The 16664-nt window shown below is 60.7% G+C and carries 14 protein-coding genes and 3 pseudogenes; 4 read left to right on the top strand and 13 right to left on the bottom strand.

All coding sequences use genetic code 11. From position 1 onward, the window contains the following. Positions 1-895 precede the first annotated feature (895 nt). From BM413_RS31750 to BM413_RS31740, 3 genes and pseudogenes are all read right to left on the bottom strand, one after another. Positions 896-1807, bottom strand: a pseudogene (locus BM413_RS31750) (nucleotidyl transferase AbiEii/AbiGii toxin family protein). After that, entirely contained in the window at positions 1797-2411 is a 615-nt protein-coding gene (locus BM413_RS31745) for a type IV toxin-antitoxin system AbiEi family antitoxin domain-containing protein (RefSeq protein ID WP_091918833.1), read from the bottom strand. The pseudogene BM413_RS31750 and the gene BM413_RS31745 overlap by 11 nt, the downstream one beginning before the upstream one ends. Positions 2412-2704: 293 nt before the next feature. Next, on the bottom strand, positions 2705-4063 hold the full coding sequence (locus BM413_RS31740) for a S8 family serine peptidase (protein ID WP_244538141.1): 1359 nt from the start codon (positions 4061-4063) through the stop codon (positions 2705-2707). A 193-nt stretch (positions 4064-4256) separates the two neighbouring features. Between BM413_RS31740 and BM413_RS31735 the strand changes: the two genes are divergently transcribed. Then, complete coding sequence (locus BM413_RS31735) at positions 4257-4799, top strand: RNA polymerase sigma factor (RefSeq protein WP_091918831.1); 543 nt, start codon at positions 4257-4259, stop codon at positions 4797-4799. Next, positions 4796-5590 (top strand): anti-sigma factor family protein, encoded by a 795-nt coding sequence (locus tag BM413_RS31730; RefSeq protein ID WP_091918830.1) that lies wholly within the window; start codon positions 4796-4798, stop codon positions 5588-5590. Before BM413_RS31735 ends, BM413_RS31730 begins: the two co-directional genes overlap by 4 nt. 169 nt (positions 5591-5759) lie before the next feature. Here BM413_RS31730 and BM413_RS33350 read toward each other — a convergent pair whose 3' ends face one another. The 3 genes and pseudogenes from BM413_RS33350 to BM413_RS31715 all read right to left on the bottom strand — a co-directional run. Continuing rightward, positions 5760-6011 carry a hypothetical protein gene (locus tag BM413_RS33350; protein WP_175544528.1) on the bottom strand — a complete coding sequence of 84 codons (252 nt, stop codon included), beginning with the start codon at positions 6009-6011 and terminating at the stop codon, positions 5760-5762. A gap of 114 nt (positions 6012-6125) precedes the next feature. After that, positions 6126-6836 (bottom strand): DUF6065 family protein, encoded by a 711-nt coding sequence (locus tag BM413_RS31720; RefSeq protein WP_091918828.1) that lies wholly within the window; start codon positions 6834-6836, stop codon positions 6126-6128. A 336-nt stretch (positions 6837-7172) separates the two neighbouring features. Beyond that, positions 7173-7358: pseudogene (locus BM413_RS31715) on the bottom strand (electron transfer flavoprotein subunit beta/FixA family protein); the annotation flags it as partial. Between the two features lie 299 nt (positions 7359-7657). On the opposite strand from BM413_RS31715, the gene BM413_RS31710 reads away from it, so the two are divergent. Then, complete coding sequence (locus BM413_RS31710; protein ID WP_091918827.1) at positions 7658-8281, top strand: GntR family transcriptional regulator; 624 nt, start codon at positions 7658-7660, stop codon at positions 8279-8281. A gap of 18 nt (positions 8282-8299) precedes the next feature. On the opposite strand, the gene BM413_RS31705 is transcribed toward BM413_RS31710, so the two are convergent. The 6 genes from BM413_RS31705 to BM413_RS31680 all read right to left on the bottom strand — a co-directional run bounded on the left by BM413_RS31705 (position 8300) and on the right by BM413_RS31680 (position 15412). Continuing rightward, complete coding sequence (locus BM413_RS31705; protein ID WP_091918826.1) at positions 8300-9151, bottom strand: serine hydrolase; 852 nt, start codon at positions 9149-9151, stop codon at positions 8300-8302. 93 nt (positions 9152-9244) lie between these two features. Next, on the bottom strand, positions 9245-10816 hold the full coding sequence (locus tag BM413_RS31700; protein ID WP_175544527.1) for an ABC transporter substrate-binding protein: 1572 nt from the start codon (positions 10814-10816) through the stop codon (positions 9245-9247). Between the two features lie 80 nt (positions 10817-10896). After that, complete coding sequence (locus BM413_RS31695) at positions 10897-12507, bottom strand: dipeptide ABC transporter ATP-binding protein (protein ID WP_091918824.1); 1611 nt, start codon at positions 12505-12507, stop codon at positions 10897-10899. Then, positions 12504-13316: an ABC transporter permease gene (locus BM413_RS31690; RefSeq protein WP_091918834.1), complete on the bottom strand. Its 813-nt coding sequence runs from the start codon at positions 13314-13316 to the stop codon at positions 12504-12506. The genes BM413_RS31695 and BM413_RS31690 overlap by 4 nt, the downstream gene beginning before the upstream one ends. Positions 13317-13320: 4 nt before the next feature. Next, entirely contained in the window at positions 13321-14265 is a 945-nt protein-coding gene (locus BM413_RS31685; protein WP_091918823.1) for an ABC transporter permease, read from the bottom strand. 13 nt (positions 14266-14278) lie between these two features. Then, positions 14279-15412, bottom strand: a complete 1134-nt coding sequence (locus BM413_RS31680) for a C45 family autoproteolytic acyltransferase/hydrolase (RefSeq protein WP_091918822.1) — start codon at positions 15410-15412, stop codon at positions 14279-14281. 267 nt (positions 15413-15679) lie between these two features. On the opposite strand from BM413_RS31680, the gene BM413_RS31675 reads away from it, so the two are divergent. After that, positions 15680-15979: an isocitrate lyase/phosphoenolpyruvate mutase family protein gene (locus tag BM413_RS31675; protein WP_244538140.1), complete on the top strand. Its 300-nt coding sequence runs from the start codon at positions 15680-15682 to the stop codon at positions 15977-15979. Between the two features lie 293 nt (positions 15980-16272). On the opposite strand, the pseudogene BM413_RS33490 reads toward BM413_RS31675, so the two are convergent. Further along, positions 16273-16664 (bottom strand): annotated as a pseudogene (locus BM413_RS33490) (hypothetical protein); the annotation flags it as partial.

Genomic DNA, 16664 nt, shown 5'->3' with positions numbered 1-16664 from the left:
CAGGCCAGGAACCCGAGTCACAAAGAACCACGGTCGATCAGCAGGCGAAACGCTTGTCACAAGCGCCATTGCCGCGCGAGCGGCTTAGTCCTTCCGGCCCCGATCCTCACCGACCGCTTCGCGCCGCATATCGGACGTAGAGATCGGCTTTGCGGCTTGCTGAAAGCAGACCTATCCAGCGCCGGCCGATTTGCCAGCGATGACGAAACATTGTCGTCGATCTCGGCCCACCATGGGTCAATGCAGGACTTGTCGGAACTGCTGCAGGCCCGCAAATCGACCACTCGATCATCGAAGGCTATGATATCGGCCAGCTTCGGCGATTGAGCCCCGTTCGAGTACGGCAAGCGGGGTTTCCAAAAAACGCGTGTCCATGTACTTTTATCAGCGCTTCTTACTTCTCGGTCCAGCATGCGGCACCGTTGGCCCCGCTTGGATGCCGTTATTTTAGGAACTGTGAAAATGCGGGTGCATGATTCTGCGCACAATTGAATCTCGATGCGGCGATTTTGGGAGGGCAAACGTAATACGTTTGCGGCTGCGGCCTGACGTTAGGTCGGCCAACCGGTAGGCAGCCGTGACGCCAATATTCCTGGCACAAACACAGCGGCATAACTGTTTTCCTCGTGATAAACTAAGCCGTCTGCGGGTCAAATCCTCATGCCAGAGTTCACCTGCGCTCCGAGATTATCAGTGTACAGCCGCATATATTACTGTTTCCTCATTGGCCCGGTCGGCGTCGAATTCTTCAACGATGCGCCCTTGCCGGCAAACCAAGATGCGGTCTGAAATTTGCAGAATTTTGGGCAGATAAGACGAGATCACCATTACTGCAATGAAGCCGATACCTTAAAGCGGCCGAGCCGATGGGAGCGCCCTGTCCTTCGGGACCTTCTTATTCTTCCTGGCCCGTCTTCAACAAGGCCCACCCCTTGCGCGGCTCCCAGTGCCAATTGCCTTCCGCGAACTCAGTCAATGGGAGGAGGAACCGGGCAAGGTCAGCGATAACCACGGCCAGTTCGAGAGGAGCGGCCGCCATACGTTCGCGACCGAGAAACGCACGCCACTGCCGATCCCAAACTTCGGCATAGGCTTCACTGAGACCCGTTGGCCTCTCTTTTGGAAGATCCGTCCGTCGCCTCGTGAAAGTCTGCTGCACCGCCTCTGTGAGCGCGAACCGCTCAAACTCGAAGGTCTCCGCGATCAGCCAGAGATCGTAGAAATCCTTCAAGCGACTATTCGCCATGCCGAGCGTCACCATAGCCTCGAATTTCTCCGCAACCACGGTCGCAACCGGATAAGCCCGCAGGCGCGTCGAGCAACGACGGGTATTCTATGTCGACTGGCCCAGGCGTGATCGCATCACCAAAGCCTATGTCCACCTGAATGGGAAGGCGGGCGCCTGCAATGGTGGCCGTCGTGCGCACGCGAACACCGCCATACTCGACTTCCTCACGGACTGGTGCGGCTTCGAGAGCGTCTACGTCGAAAACGACGCCGTCATCGGCGACCGGCTCAGTGCAAATGGCATGGAAAGCTTCAGCTATGGCCTTCGGGCTATTTTCGCCATAGCCCAGCAGGTCCAGATCCCGCGTCGGTCGAAACGGATCGGCGACCAGGTCACGAACAACATCGCGCCCTTTAGGATGAAGCGGTTCCGATGCTCGGAAAGGCTCAGCCGGTACAGGAGTCTTTCGAGCGCATAGCGCGTCAGCAGGATTTGAAAGCCCTGACGCTCCGCGCGAGGCTGATCCAGCAGCCGGGCGCGCACCGACGCTCCGACGTTTTTCCTTGGTTCACGCGTCATCAGCCACCGTCGCCTCGACATAGGGCCTCATGGTCGACCAGATTCTGGCCTTTTTCGCATATGCCCAGAGTTCGTCGCTTGTGGTCTTGCGCTGCCGAAGTCCCTCGCGCAGGCCCTCCAGCGCAACGTCGAGGCCGACTTTGGCCCGATAGCGGAAGCAATCAACGATCGAGCGCGCGGGATTTGTGATCGGCACCTCGACGCCCTCGATACGATGCCGTTCGACGCCCTCGGTGAGAGCGGACCCGGCGAAGCGTACGAACCGAACAGGTGGATAGTCGATCGTCGGGCGCCAAGCCGAGCGGTCGATCGCCATCCACACAGCCGAAGGCATTTGCAGCGTCAGCTCATGAAATTGCAGCGCTGAGGTCAGGCAGACTACTCCCTTCGGCACAAGCGCCGATGCCTCCGCCAGGGCATGCCTTGTGTCGACCGCAGCGTCGGGAAGCTGGTAGAGACCGCGCGCCAGACGAACAACCTCTTCGTCCCGCACGAGACGCGCAAGTGTCTCCGAACCAATTCCGTGGGCGGCGAAATCCTTCAGTCGCAGCATAGGCTGTGCTTTCAGGAGTTCGAGTGCGCGAGCTCGTTGGGTGCCAGCCATATCCAATTTCGTGACATTTCCTCTGCTAAGACTCACAATAGCAGAGGTTTTAACACATTCTTCCTTTAAGGAACACCTCGCGTCTGCGACATGCCCCTTTACTGGATCTCGCTCGCAAACACGCCTCTAACGATGGCGATGTCGTCCGCCGCGCCTTCGCGAAGCCGCGATCGGCACCTGAAGAGAAGCTGATTGACCCACTTACCTTGACCGCGGCAAAGTCGTTCCCTCCTGCATCTTATGCGACTTTTCGGCGGCAGACCTGCCGGATCTTCAAGACGGCTCCGCCGATCCTACATTTTTGCAGCGCACAGTGTGCTCGCGTTAAGCAAGCCCCAACCGAATGTCGGATCCTTGCCAGGGTCACCAAGGTCTTGCGCAGATCCGGTCAGCGTCTCGTGCACCTGCGCACTGGTCATGCCTTTGCCGTTAGATCGCAGGAGAGCGGCCGCGGCTGTGACGAACGGGGCCGCAAATGACGTACCCGTTTTAAGCCTTGCACCGCTGACGGAAGCAGCCGTCCATATCTCCACGCCGGGTGCAGCCAGGTCGATGTGCTCGCCGCGACCGGCGCGCCGATAGACACGCTTGTTGCGGTCCACTGCAGTCACGGCAATGACCTGCGGGTACGCCGCAGGATAGGACGGGTCCGCTTTCGGGCCCTTGTTGCCGGCTGCAGCAACGATAACGACGTTGCGGTTGGACGTCTCTGTCACCAGCCGTTCGAGCAGGATATTTTGCGGACCGGACAGGCTCATATTGATGACATGTGCCCCACGCGACGCCAGAAGGTCCATGGCGCGGACAAGTTCGTAAACATCGGACCGGTCATCCTGGCGAGCGCCTCTCTGGAACGTATCGACTGCGATCAGCTTTGCGCCCGGCATAAGACCCGGCGTGGAACTCTCCGCAGCGCCAACAAGCAGGGCCGCGATCGCGGTGCCGTGCTGCCGACCGGATTCGGGCAAGTCTTCATCTACCAACCGAACAATCTCGACTTGACCTTTAGCGAAGGTGGCGTGGTCGGCATTGATCGCGGTATCGATCAGGCCGACAGTCACATTGCCGCTGCAATTTGTCGGCCCAGGCGCACGTGCGGGCCATCCAACAAGGTTTGCCGCATCGCAATGGCGGCCTGAGCATTCCGGGATGGTTTCCTGCTCAGGCCGGTAGAAATGGTTGAAATCGGCTGTCGACGGCGACCCGAAGGAGCGTATCTGATCGCGTGCGACCTCAAGCGAAAGGCTTGAAGGTTTGCGCAGTTTGACTACCTCTGATGTCAGCAGCGGAATTTCCGCGTGATCGAGCACAACGAACCCGGAAGCCGTAAGCTGATCGATCTGCTGTGCGGTAAGTCCGGCCGCGACAATCTCATCAGTTGTGTGCACGGGTAGCGGGGGTTGGGGTGCCTGAGCGCGGTGAGGACGAGCAGCGGCACGTCGTTGTGCTCGCGGCAGGAACCGGTTGCGCAAGCCCCGAAACAGGTTTCGTCCACTGGAGCGGCGCGATCCGATTGATGGATCGGAGTTGCCGGAGGAAGCGCCGCTGCGGCCACCATCGTCATCTCCGCCATCATCGTCGTCTGCGAACGCGGGCTTTGTCTCAAGAAGCCCGAAGGGGTTGTCGATAATAGGAATGCCGGCAAGCATCATGGCAAGAAGGAAACGCGCTGCTGCCTTCGCCCAGATCCATCTCAGCCAATTGCGCATCTTCCCTCCTCAAGCTTATTGTCGCCCTTGCGCTTCATCGTTGACATCCCGGTTCCATCCAACAAATAAGGTAGCTGCGCAGAAAACGGGCATAACGGCGCTTTATTCCCTCGGCATCGGAAGACCGGACCATACAATGATCGACAGCGCGGATTCTGTGCAAGGCCAGCTTGTCGCCTTCTTGCCAAATCTCCGCCGATTCGCCATATCGCTTTGCGGTTCGCGCGATCTTGCCGACGATCTCGTTCAAATGGCCTGCGAACGGGCACTCGCGAACGAGCAGCGTTTTGAGGCGGGCACCCGTTTCGATGCCTGGATGTTCCGCATACTGCGCAATCTCTGGATCGATCATATTCGCAAGCAAAAAACGGCTGGCATTCAGGAAGAAATATCGGAACGTCCCGACCTGACCGGATCCGATGGGGAACGCGAAGTGCAGGCGCGTCTCGCCCTGAAGAGCGTGTCCCAGGCCATAGCCGATCTGTCGGATGAACAGCGTGAAGTGCTGCTCCTGGTCTGTGTGGAAGAGTTGTCCTACCGCGAAACGTCGGACCTGCTCGACATCCCCATCGGGACGGTCATGAGCCGATTGGCGCGGGCGCGTAAGAATCTGGTGGAAGCGGCTGGAATAACAGCGACTACCGAACGTTCTGAGGTCATGAAAGGGGCGAAGAAATGACCAAGGCGGATTTCTCCGACGAGATCCTGATGCGTTTCGCCGATGGCGAACTCGACCAAGAAACTGTGGCGAGGATCAAGCAGGCGCTGGAGATGGACGACGATCTGCTGGCCAGGGTGGCACTTTTCACTGAAACGCGTGCGCAAGCGCAACTCGCGATGAAGCCGCTGCTGGAAGAGAATGTGCCCGACCATCTGGTTGCCGCCGTCCAGCGCATGGTGGATGAAAAACGCGCGCGTTCCACAGATGAGCAATCGGCAGGCAATGTCGTGCCGCTTCGCAAGCCGGCAGCCGAACCACTCTCAGCCCGAACATGGGCATTGCCGATCGCCGCGTCACTTGCCACAGCCGTGCTAGGTGGCTTGGCCGGTTATTGGCTATCATCGAACAGCAGCCGCCCAGCGCATGGACTTCAGGTTGCCGGCGTCAGCAGCCCGGCTCTGATCGAAGCGCTCGCGACGAGGCAGTCGGGCGGCGAAATCCAACTGGCCGGTACGAACCAGCGCCTTCGTCTGATCGCGACGTTCCGCGATAGCCAAAAGGCGCTTTGTCGCGAATTCGAAGTCGATTCGCCGAATCAATCCACGGTTATCTCAGTCGCCTGTCATGCGGGTGATGAGTGGCGCGTAAGCTTTGCCGTGGTTGCGCTGGGCGACAGCAACGGCTATGCGCCGGCATCATCCACCGAAGCGCTCGATGCCTATCTTTCGGCGATCCATGCCGAAGCGCCGATGTCAGCCGAAGAAGAATTGAACGCGTTGCAAACAATGCCTCAACGGCCTTCGAGCTAATTCCGGCAGTCAATTTCATCGTTGCGGAATAAAGGTGGAGATCGTCCGTTTCCCATGTCGGACCGGAACCACTGGTCCAGTTTGGAAACGGAGTAACGATCATGACAAGACACTGGAAGTTCAAATCGGCCCTGGTCGCGGGCATGACGGTTCTCGCAGGTACGGCGGCTCAGGCAAAGGAGCATCCGCTTGGAGCCGCTGACATTGAGCGGCCGTCGCCCACGACAGTCAGCCGGAGTGACGGCAGCTTCATTGTTGCCGGCAACAGTTCGTCCAACTCGAGTTCCAACTCCTCGAGCAACTCCAGCTCGAACTCGTCGTCCAACAGCTCGTCGAATTCCAACTCGAATTCTTCAAGCAACTCGAACTCGAATTCATCGTCGAACGGTTCTTCCAATTCGAGCTCGAATGGCTCTTCCAATTCAAGCTCGAACGGCTCCGACCGTGGCTGGCGCGGTTGGCGGCGCTAACCAGCTCATAACTCAAAAAGAGGGGCCGGATATGATCCGGCCCCTCTCATTTTACCGTATGGCTATTACCGGGCTGCGCGTGCCCATTTTCGATACCAGCCCTCGCCTGCAATGGTGTTGCGATAGACGGTTTCGCGATCGTTCGCTTCTTCGCCGCTCTCCGCACGAATTTCTACCTTGAGTGCTGCATCTTCACGACGGAACGGGATGACCTGCACAAGTGGCGTTCCCTTCTCGATCGTGTACAAGCCGTCCGGCGCAATGGCAAAAAACGGGAAATGTATGTGCGCCGTGTAGGTATCTGTGTCAACGATGCCGGCAACGCACTCAAAAGGTTGTGCCGGACGATTGAGTGGCGGCAGGAAAAGGCAGCTCCAGCCGGGTGGCGTGCGAATTGACCAATAATTGTGGAACTTGCAGGGAGGGCTGGGTTCCTTGGGATTGCCGGCGACCTGGTGGGCGCCGTGGTTGCTCACCATTGTTCGGTCGAATTCCCAGCCTGCATCCACTGCGCGGCCGTCATCCTTGATTTCGAGGCGCACTGTGGCCGCAAGAGTCAGGATCCAGCCGGTCATCATTGCGTCGAGGAAGGGCATACAACGCTTGACGGTAAGACCGTTATTGCTCGTGGATATCTGTCCGGAATCGATTGCCGGAAGTTTGCGGAACCATTCCGGCAGAACGGTTTTAGCCGCCACTGGCGGTGCGATAACGCCATGATCTTCCGGCCGGCAAAGAAACCGGACTGCGCGTGAGTTGTAAGAAAAATGAAACATCGATGTTCTCCAGTCGATTGACCGGGGAGAAACGGACCGGACCGGTGTTTATTCCCCGAAGCACTACAACTCGGGCTGGCCTAAGCAGCGTTTCAAACTGCCTTCGTCCTCCTATCACCTCATATGTCTGTGGCGAAAGCACCGGCGTTGCTCTTGCGTCCACCATCCTATTGACAGCGGGCGGTTGGCTGACGGGCGCTGGTGTTCATCTCGTCGCAATCGACTTCATCGCCCGCGGCTACGGCCAGATCCGGGACTTCCTAAGGGCGTTCCCTCGTGCATCTTATGCGACATTTCAAGCAGACATTTTGGTTTCGAAATCGGCAGCGGTCTTTCGTCTAGCGGCTTCTTCTTGGCCTTCATGATGTTGGGCAGCGAGGCATAGCGCGCCTGGTTGAGGCGCAGGTCCGTCGTCACGATCGCCGGCAGCTTCAGCTCCACCGTCTGCAAGCCGCCATCGACTTCGCGCGTCACCTTGGCCTTGTCGCCGGCAATCTCGACCTTGGAAGCAAACGTGCCCTGGTTTCAGCCGAGCAGCGCCGAAACGCTCGGCAGATCGCTGGAGGCGGGCATATCGTGCGCGCCAAACATACTGAGCCTGCCGAAGAAGGCTTGAGCCTCTTCCGCGCCGATCGACTTGACCGCAGTTTCAGGCGCTGGCCGACGGCCTGGGCTGACTCACGCATCGGCACGCCTTCTTCCCCACCGCCGACCTGTCAGCCGTTGTTCCACAGATACTTCAGAGCCGTATATGGGCCAGGCGTACTGGCCTTCGCCGGTCGTCGCACATAGAGTGAGCGAAGCAAAGAAATGGACCGGCAATGGCGAAGTCACGTGAAGCGGCTGAACAACTGGCGCAGCTTACCATCAAGATCCGCAGGGACATTATCTTCGGCGCCTATGCGCCGGGCACATGGCTGAAACTAGGTGACCTGCAGCAGCAATATGAAGCCAGCGCATTCCACATTCGCCGCGCGCTGGATCAGTTGAAGAACGACAAACTGGTCGACCATGTCGCCAATGCCGGATTTCGCGTCGCCACGCTCGACGTGACGGCCCGCGCCGAAACGCTATTCGTACGCACGGTGCTCGAACGCAGCGCGGCCCATCTGATCACCGCCCGGGCTAACGCAGACGACATCGCGGAACTGCGGCGGCTGGCCGAACTGTTCGATGCCAGCATCACCGAAGAAGGCCGCCAGGCGCAGGCGAGCACCAACCACAATTTTCACGCCTATCTGTATTCGGTCACAGGCAATGCCGTGTTGTGCGAAACCATCAGCGAAATGCGCAATCGCAGTGGGCAGTTCACGGCCGGCCGCTGGCGTTCGGTGGAGGGGCTGCAGGCGAGCAGCCGCGACCATTTCGCCATCATCACGGCCATCGAGGAGCGCGACCCCTATGAGGTCGAGCAGGCCATTATCAGCCACATCAAAGCTTTCTGACGGCGCGCCAGCGGGAACTCAGCCCAGCGCGTCCCAGCAGGCGCGGGACAGTTCCGCGATTGCGACGGTCGAGGTGACACGGCCCGGCAGACCGTTGGGCATGACTTTCGGCACTTGGTCGGTGGTCGCGCTCATGATGTAAAGCGGCGCGTCGTCCTTGAATACGATCGCCGCGTCCATCCAGCCACGTTCCCCCCAGCCCGTCTTGTTGGCCACGGTCGCCATGGTCGGCAAATGGCCAGGAATCATGCTGCGGAAGCGCTGCCAGGTGAGAAAACGCAGCGCCATGGCGCAGTTGACGGCATCGACACCCAGGCGCTCGGTAGCGGCCGCATCGCCTTCGGCGCCGGCAAGGATGAGTTGCAGGAGCAGCACCTGATCTTGGGCCGTTGTTGTTGTCACATGTTCGAGCGCGTGGGCGGGCGACAAGCCCACGGGCGGCAGACGGGTGCGGTGCGTGGTGTTTTCCATGCCGATGCGGCGGCAATAAGCGGTGAACTCAGCAATCTCCAGATCTTTCATCACCTCATAGGTGCAGATGTTGTCGCTGGTGATGATCATCTGCAGGATGGCGTCGCGCATCGGGAACGTCAGGCCGGGCGTCATGTACTGACACACACCCGACAGGATTCCCTCCTGCTGCTCCTTCCTGATGACGACGGGCTGATCGAGATCGAGGCGCCCTTCACCGGCGGCGTGCAGGGCCGCCATCATGACCGATATCTTGCGGACGCTGGCCGACGGCAGCACGACATCGCCGCCGCGCGTCAGTTCTTCGCCGCTGGCCGCCAGCCGGACATGCCAATAGATATCGAAGCCGCGGTTTTCGGACAGCGCCTGAAGCCTGGCATTCAGTTCCGATGCATTCATTTCATGATTCCCTCAAAAACCCGGCCCTGGACCAGCGCGCAGACGGCGAATTGGCAGGGCGTGCGCTAGACTGGCAAGCGCACGACCGCATTGTCACTTGATGGAGACGTTCCAAAGCGTCGGGGCATCGAAGGGCGATGATTTGATGCCTTGCAGGCGCTTGTTGAAGCCGTTTGCCAGCGTCATGTGGAAGAGACTGACGGAGGGGACCTCCTCGATGAACAGGGCGTAGATTTCATCGGAGATCGCGCGAACCTGATCCGGATCGGTCGCCGCAAGACCCTTGTTGAGGAGGGCGATGGCGCGCTCGTCCTTCCAGACCTTGCGCGATTCCGGTCCAATGATGCGCTCCCATGCACCCATCGGATCGAATCGGCCCGAATAGCTGAACGACTGCGCCTGGTAGTTGCCTTTGGTGTAGCGTTCGAGCTGCAGGCCCCATTCGAGCGTCTCGATCGTCACATTGATGCCGGCTGCCTGCAACTGGCTCTGGATGATAATCGCCTGGTCGAACATCGACTGGAAGCTCTTGTTGGCGATGATGGTGATGGGCTCGCCCTTGTAGCCCGCTTCCGCCAGCAGCTCGCGGGTTCGGTCGGGATTGGCCGCCAAAGGCTCGTCCTTGATCGGCGAATAATACCGGCTGACGCGCGGCATCGGCGTGGTTGTGCCCTTGGACAGGCCGTAAGTGACGCCCTGCGCGACGGCTTCCCGGTCGATAGCCGACGCGATCGCCTGGCGCAACGCCTTGTTCTGGAGCAACGGGTCCGACTGGCTGAGCAACAGCGCATACCAGACGGTGGTTTCAGACAGCGAGACATCCAGCGACGGCTCCTCCTTGATCTGCTTCACCGACTGGCTCGAAACCGGGGAGAGATCGAGTTCGCCCGAGCGCAGGCCAACAATCCGCGCCGCCGGATCGGTGACGACGGAAAAGCGGATCTTATCGACCAGAGCTTCCTTGTGGCCGGTACGGCCGTTGGGCTCGCCGGCTGGCGACGTGTAGTCCGGGAAGCGGTTGACTTCGGCATACTCGCCGATGCGCCGTTCTCCGGCCGTGAAAGGACCGGTGCCAATGACCGATCCCCAACTGCCGTCGGCTTTAAGCGAGTCCCGGTGGAATACCGGCGTGCCGGCGCAGTCGGTACGCGCCAGGGAATAGATGAAGGAGCCTTTGGCCGCTTCCAGCCGGTAGATCACGGTTAGCGGATCCGGCGTTTCGACAGCGGCGACCTTGACGATGCCTTCGAACACGGCCTTGCAGCGCCAAACTGAACCCTCCGCCATCAGATAATCCCAGGACCACTTGACGTCCGCCGAGGTCAACACCTTGCCATTGTGGAATTTCACGCCATCCCGCAGCTTAAAGACATAGGTCTTGCCTTCGTCCTCCACCGAATAGGACTCCGCCAGAACGGGGGCGATTTCGAGACTGTTGCTGTAGGCGACGAGACCCTCGACGATGTGCATGTGGACGGAATCAGACATGCCGTCGGTTTCGCGCGCCGGGTCGACGCCACGGATGTCTTCGTTGAGCGCCACGCGGATGGTGCTGCTGTTCTGCGCATGAGCCTGGCCGAGATGCGCCATGCCGGCCGAAAATATCACGGCTGCGAACAGCGCCTTTGTTCGACGTGTCGAGTGGTGTTGGAAATTCCGAAGCATATCAATGTCTCCCATTGTGTCTTCATGGTTGTGGCAATCGCGATGAACGCCCCTCATTTCAGCCGATAGATTGCTGGTTCTCAGGCCAACTGCCCGTCCACCTCCAGTGCTTTGATTGAAACCGAAGCCGGGTTGATGACCGGCGCAGCTTCGATAAGCCGGCGGGTATAGGGATGGCTTGGTCGGTCGAGGACCGCGGCTGTCGGGCCCTCCTCGACGACCCTGCCGTTTTCCATCACCACGATGCGCTGGGCGATGCGGCGCACGGCGGAGAGGTCATGGCTGATGAACAGGCACGCAAAGCCATAGCGGGCCTGGAGCGAAAGGAGTAGCGCCAGCACCTGCGCCTGAATGGTCATGTCGAGCGCCGAGACCGGTTCGTCGGCCACCATGAATGCCGGACGCCGCACGATCGCCCTGGCGATCGCGATACGCTGCCGCTGGCCGCCCGAGAGTTCGTGCGGGAAGCGGCGTTCCATGCCCGACAGCCCGACATCGGCCATGGTTTCGGCCACCCGCGCATCTTTCTCCGCGCTGATCATATCGCCGACATGGCGCAACGGCTCGCGCACGATCGCGCCGATGCGCTGGCGCGGGTCGAGCGATGAATAGGGATCCTGGAACACCATCTGGCAGGCCAGGCGTGCGTCGCGGTCGGCCGCGCCGCCGGACGTGATCGTACGGCCGCGAAAGGTCACTGTCCCCGATGCCAGCGGTAGAAGGCCGAGGATGGCGCGGCCCATCGTCGTCTTCCCCGATCCACTGCCGCCGACCAGCGCCACCGTCTCGCCTTCGCCGATCGAAAGATCGACGCCATCGACTGCGTGGGTGCTGCGTCCAGGAAATGTGACTGCGACGGCCTCGGCCCGCACCAGCTCGCGCGGCGACTTCCCCGCAGGAGCCGAAGGCGCGCCGTCGCTGCGGCAGGCGGCGGCGACCAGTTCCCTTGTATAAGGATGCCCGGCCTTCTCAATGATGCGTGTGGTAGAGCCGCGCTCGACCACATCGCCGGCCTTTAGCACCGTCATCTCCTGCGTGTAGCGAGAAACAAGGCCAAGATTGTGCGTGATCAGCAGCACGGCCGTGCCATTCTCGCGCGCCAACTCGACCATCAGGTCCAGCACTTCGCGCTGGGCAAGTGTATCAAGCGCGGTTGTCGGCTCGTCGGCCACCAGCAGGCGTGGTTTCAGCAGCATGACCGAGGCCAGCAGAATGCGCTGGCGCATGCCGCCAGAGAACTGATGGGGAAACGCGCCCAGACAGGCTTCGGGATCGGCGATGTGGACCCGATCGAGCATCACCAGCGAGAGCGCCTTTATCTCCGCCCGCGACAGGCGCCTGTGCTGCGCCAGACCTTCTGCCATCTGGGATCCGATGGTGATCGCCGGATTGAGCGAGACCATTGGCTCCTGGAACACCATGCCGGCGCCCGGGCCGCGCAAGGTACGCATGCGGCGCTCACTGGCGAGGGTGATGTCTTCACCGTCCAGGCGGATCGAGCCGCCGGTGATCCGCAGTCCACCAGGCAGCAGGCGCATAACGGCGCGCGCCGCCATGGACTTGCCGCTGCCCGATTCGCCGACAAGGGCGGAGAGCTGGCCCGCAGTGACGGAGAGGTCGATGCCATGCAGCACTTCGGCGTGGCTGGTGGCGACGCGCAGGCCGGTGATTTCAAGCACCGGCGCACTCATAGGGCCGCCATCCGCGGGTCAAGGTGGTCACGCAAGGCATCGCCGAGCAGGTTGGTGCCAAGCAGCGCGATCGAGATGCAGAAGCCGGGTGCGAGGCTGAGCCAAAGCGCCTGTTCGAAGAACGGCTGGCTGGAGGCCAACATGTTCCCCCAGGTAGGGGCCGGTGGCGGCACGCCAAGCCCGAGGAAGGAGAGAGCGCTTTCCGACAGAATCGCCCAGCCGAACATCGAGGTCCCGAGGACGGTGATCGGCGCCAGGCAGTTGGGCAGGATGTGTGCAAGCATCGTGTAAAGTTCCGAGTTGCCGATGACGCGCGACGCCTCGACATATTCTTTCTCACGCGTCGAAAGGACCGTGCTGCGGACGACGCGCATCACGCCGGGCAAGTAGGCGATTGCGAGCGCGATCACGATGCCGTTGCGGCCTGCACCGACAATGACGATCAGCGTCAGGGCCAGCAGGATGCCGGGGAAGGCGAGCAGCGCATCGCTGACCGCGGAGATGCCGCGGGCCGTCCAGCCGCGGGCGGTCCCGGCAAGCATGCCAAGGACGGTGCCGGTGGATATGGCCAGCGTCACCGTGACGGCCGCGATGCTCATGCTCGCCGTGGCGCCCGCCATCAGCCGGCTCAGCACATCGCGGCCAAATTCGTCGGTGCCGAGCCAGTGGGCAGTCGACGGGGCACCCAGTCGATCGAGCATGTCGAGACGCAGGGGATCATATGGCGTCCAGAAGGCTCCAATCAAGGCGGCGGCCAGGAGCAAGCCCGTCAGCGCCGCTCCGGCAATGAGATTTGCTTTGTTCATCATCATACTACTCCACCGTTACTCGCGGATCGAAGACCGGGTAGAGCAGGTCGACAATGAGATTGATGAGAACGAAGACCGTTGCCGTCAGCAGCAGGCAACCCTGCACGACGGGGTAGTCCCGGGCGAAAATCGATTCCACCAGCAGGCGGCCGATGCCTGGCAAGGTGAACACAGTCTCGAGCACGGCAATGCCGCCGAGCAGGTTGCCAATCATTAGTCCGATCAGGGTGAGCGTCGGCGCAAAGGCATTGGGAAAGACGTGGCGGAGCAGCACCCGCCACTCCGGAACACCCTTGGCGCGGGCGTGGGTGACGTACTCCAGCCGCAGCACTTCGATGGTGCTGGCTCGCGCCATGCGGATGAGCACGCCTGTTTCGATCAGCGCCAGCGTGATGACCGGCAGGATGATGAAAGAAGCGGCGCGGAACAGATTCTCATCGAAACCGACGAAGCCGAGAACCGGAACCCAGCCCAGTTTCAGGCCGAAGATCAGCAGCATGATAAGCCCGAGCCAGAAGCTCGGAATCGACAGCAGCAGCGTTGCAACCGCGACGGCGACTATGTCGATCAGGCTGTTTTGACGCCAGGCAGCAATCATGCCGGCCGGCACCGCGATCGCCACAGCGATGAAGACAGCCAGAACGACAATCGACGCGGTGACCGCGAAGCGATCCAGAATGAGCGGCAGGACGATCTGCCCTGTCCGCGTGGATATGCCGAAGTCGCCCGAAAGGACACTGGCGAGCCAGTAGCCGAACTGGATCGGCAAGGGCCGATCCAGCCCCCAGCGGCTGCGCAGGATCTGGAGCTGCGCATCAGTCGCCGACTCGCCCAGCATCAACGAGGCCGGGTCTCCCGGTATCATGCGCATGATCAGGAACACGGCGATGCCAACCAGCGATAGCGTTATGGCTGTCATCGAGGTTCGGCGCAGGAAATAGCGAAACATCGGTGCTCCGATCTCAGGCGGCCACGGCGGACCGCGGCGTGAGACTATAGGTCGTCGACGCCCGGTTCAGCGCCGGCAGCGGGGTTATCTCGATTGTTCCGGCAGTGCTATCGATCATCAAGGTGGCGACGGTCGCGGTCAGATTGCCGCGGCTGTTCGGCAGTGGCGCGCGGCAGACGGCATAGGGCGCGCCAAAATCGTCGCGCAGAGCCGAAACGACGTCCGCTGGCGTGATCTTGCCGATGATCGGTTCGAGCAGGCTGCGCACGCGGTGGTCGCGGTAGAGGCTGTCGGGCGTGTTGCGAATGCCGACATCGCGATACTTCGCCAGCGCCGACACGTTGGTCCAGTGGTTGGCATGCACCAGCAGCCCATTGTCGGGATAGAGCGCAAAGGCTTCGCGCGGGGCGCATTCGAAGTCGATGGCCACGCCATCACGATGGCTGAGGATGAGATTGTTCGAGGTCAGCTTGTCCGTCGAGACAATGACGCCGACGGCCTGGGCGTAGGTCTCGGCTTCCAGCACCTTTCGGCGAACCAAAGCGAGGGGAATGCCCGGCGTCTCGAAGTCGCGATCTGACTCGATGTAATTGGCGGTGATGGCGATGCCTGCCGCGTTGAGCCCGGCGCGCGACAGCGCACCCGCCTCGGCGAAGGTCAGCACATCCGGACCGTCATCACGGCGGACGAGCATGACGATCGAGGTCTCGGCGCATTCGGCTTTCCAGTCCCAATTCAGGGCATGAATGAGGCGGCCGTTACTGGTTGCCTCCGGCAGGATCACCACGCCGGTGCAGCCGTCGGGCGCAGCGCTTTCACTGGCGCGCGCCGCATCACGGACTTCCCGCGCCTCGTAGAGCAGCTCGGTCCGCGCGTTGAGGAGAACGATCGCCTCGAAGTCGACCGCGGCGCCCTCCGCGATCCCCCGCATCTCTTCGACCATGCCTGCATCAAAGGCCTGTATCTGCGGCAGATACCCTTCGACATGCCGGCCAATAGCAGGACGGTCGAGGCCATAGGCGGAGAAATGGGACAGATAGTGGCCGATGCCGCGCCTGATGCGTTCCGCAGCCTGTTGCCCATGCATGCGGCCACGCTCTCGCGGCGAACCATGTACCTCAATGAACGGGAACTGCGACACTGACATGCAAACCTCATTTTATGTACATAAAAAATAGGCGTATCGCAGATTTCTTGGGATGTGAAGCGAAAAATATTACAGATTATGCTGTTGCGAGCATCATCCGCCTAATTTGGCTTAACTTTTTGCGCATAAACTCGGTCTCTCAGCAGCGAGTCCCGCCGTGTCGTCGGCCACCAAGGCGTCTTCGAGCCGTGGCAGTTTCCGGCGCGACTAACGTCCTGACGAAACCTCCCCAAAGTCACCAGCCTCGCCGTAGACGGTCGGCAGGAATTGCTGCGCGTCGAGGAATTTCAAGGCAAGATACGCTCCGCAGGGGCGACCCGTTCCGATCCTAATTTCCTAATCATCGCCCCAACTGAGGCGCTGATCGCTAGGCGCAGTGAAGAAGAAGCCCTCAAGCGGGCCGCAGATTATGAGGCCGCTGGCGCCGACATGATCCTTATCCATTCCAAGCAGAAGACACCCGACGAAGCGGAGAGCTTCGTGCGGGCCAGGAATGGCAAGGTCCCCATCGTCATTGTGCCGACCGCCTATCCGGAGATGAACGAAGCGCGCACCAAGACACGGTAAGATCGCTGTCGTAATCTACGGCCACCACGCCGTTCGCGCGGCGGTTACGGCCATGCAGGACATATTTAAACGGATCATCACCAACAGGAGATCAGGCTTGGTCTAGTCTGGAGCGCCGCGAATTGAATCGAGAGCCTGAGCCACGACGCGGTTTGCGATGGCGCCCCAGCGTTGATGAAACTGAGAATTACATTTCCGCCGGAGCACTATGATTCCGCATCCGATAGTGGTCCGCATTATCCAATGCTGCTACTACAAGCAACACACGGGGTGGCCCGCCCGGCGTTGCCCGGTCATCCTTCCGCTGAAAATCGCCGTGCCAGGTTCTGTTCACGGAACGCGGCGGTTACATGATCGACGAAGGCGCGGGTTTTGGCTGGCAGCAATTTCTGGCTGGTGAAGTAAAGGGATATCGCGCCGAGGTCAGCATACCAATCTGGCAACAGGCGTTGCAGCGCACCGCTCTCCAGATGCCGCTCACATAAGGCACGGCGATCATTGCCGCTCCCAAGCCCATCAAGGCTGCGCGGCCGGTGAAGCCACCGCGATGAGATGCAGCGGCGCCAATCGGTCAAGGGCGTCCAAGGAAGTCTGTCGCCTTGCAAGCGAGCCCCCTGAGCATTGAGCCGGATGTCAATCCCCGGGAGGTGGGCCATGAGATCGGCTAAGCGCGGCAACAGCCAAC

Origin of the sequence: Mesorhizobium sp. YR577, assembly GCF_900116595.1 — a bacterium.
In the GTDB taxonomy this organism is placed as follows: domain Bacteria; phylum Pseudomonadota; class Alphaproteobacteria; order Rhizobiales; family Rhizobiaceae; genus Mesorhizobium_M.
Note: the sequence above shows the minus strand (reverse complement) of the source record. Positions and strands in the feature narration are given on the sequence as shown.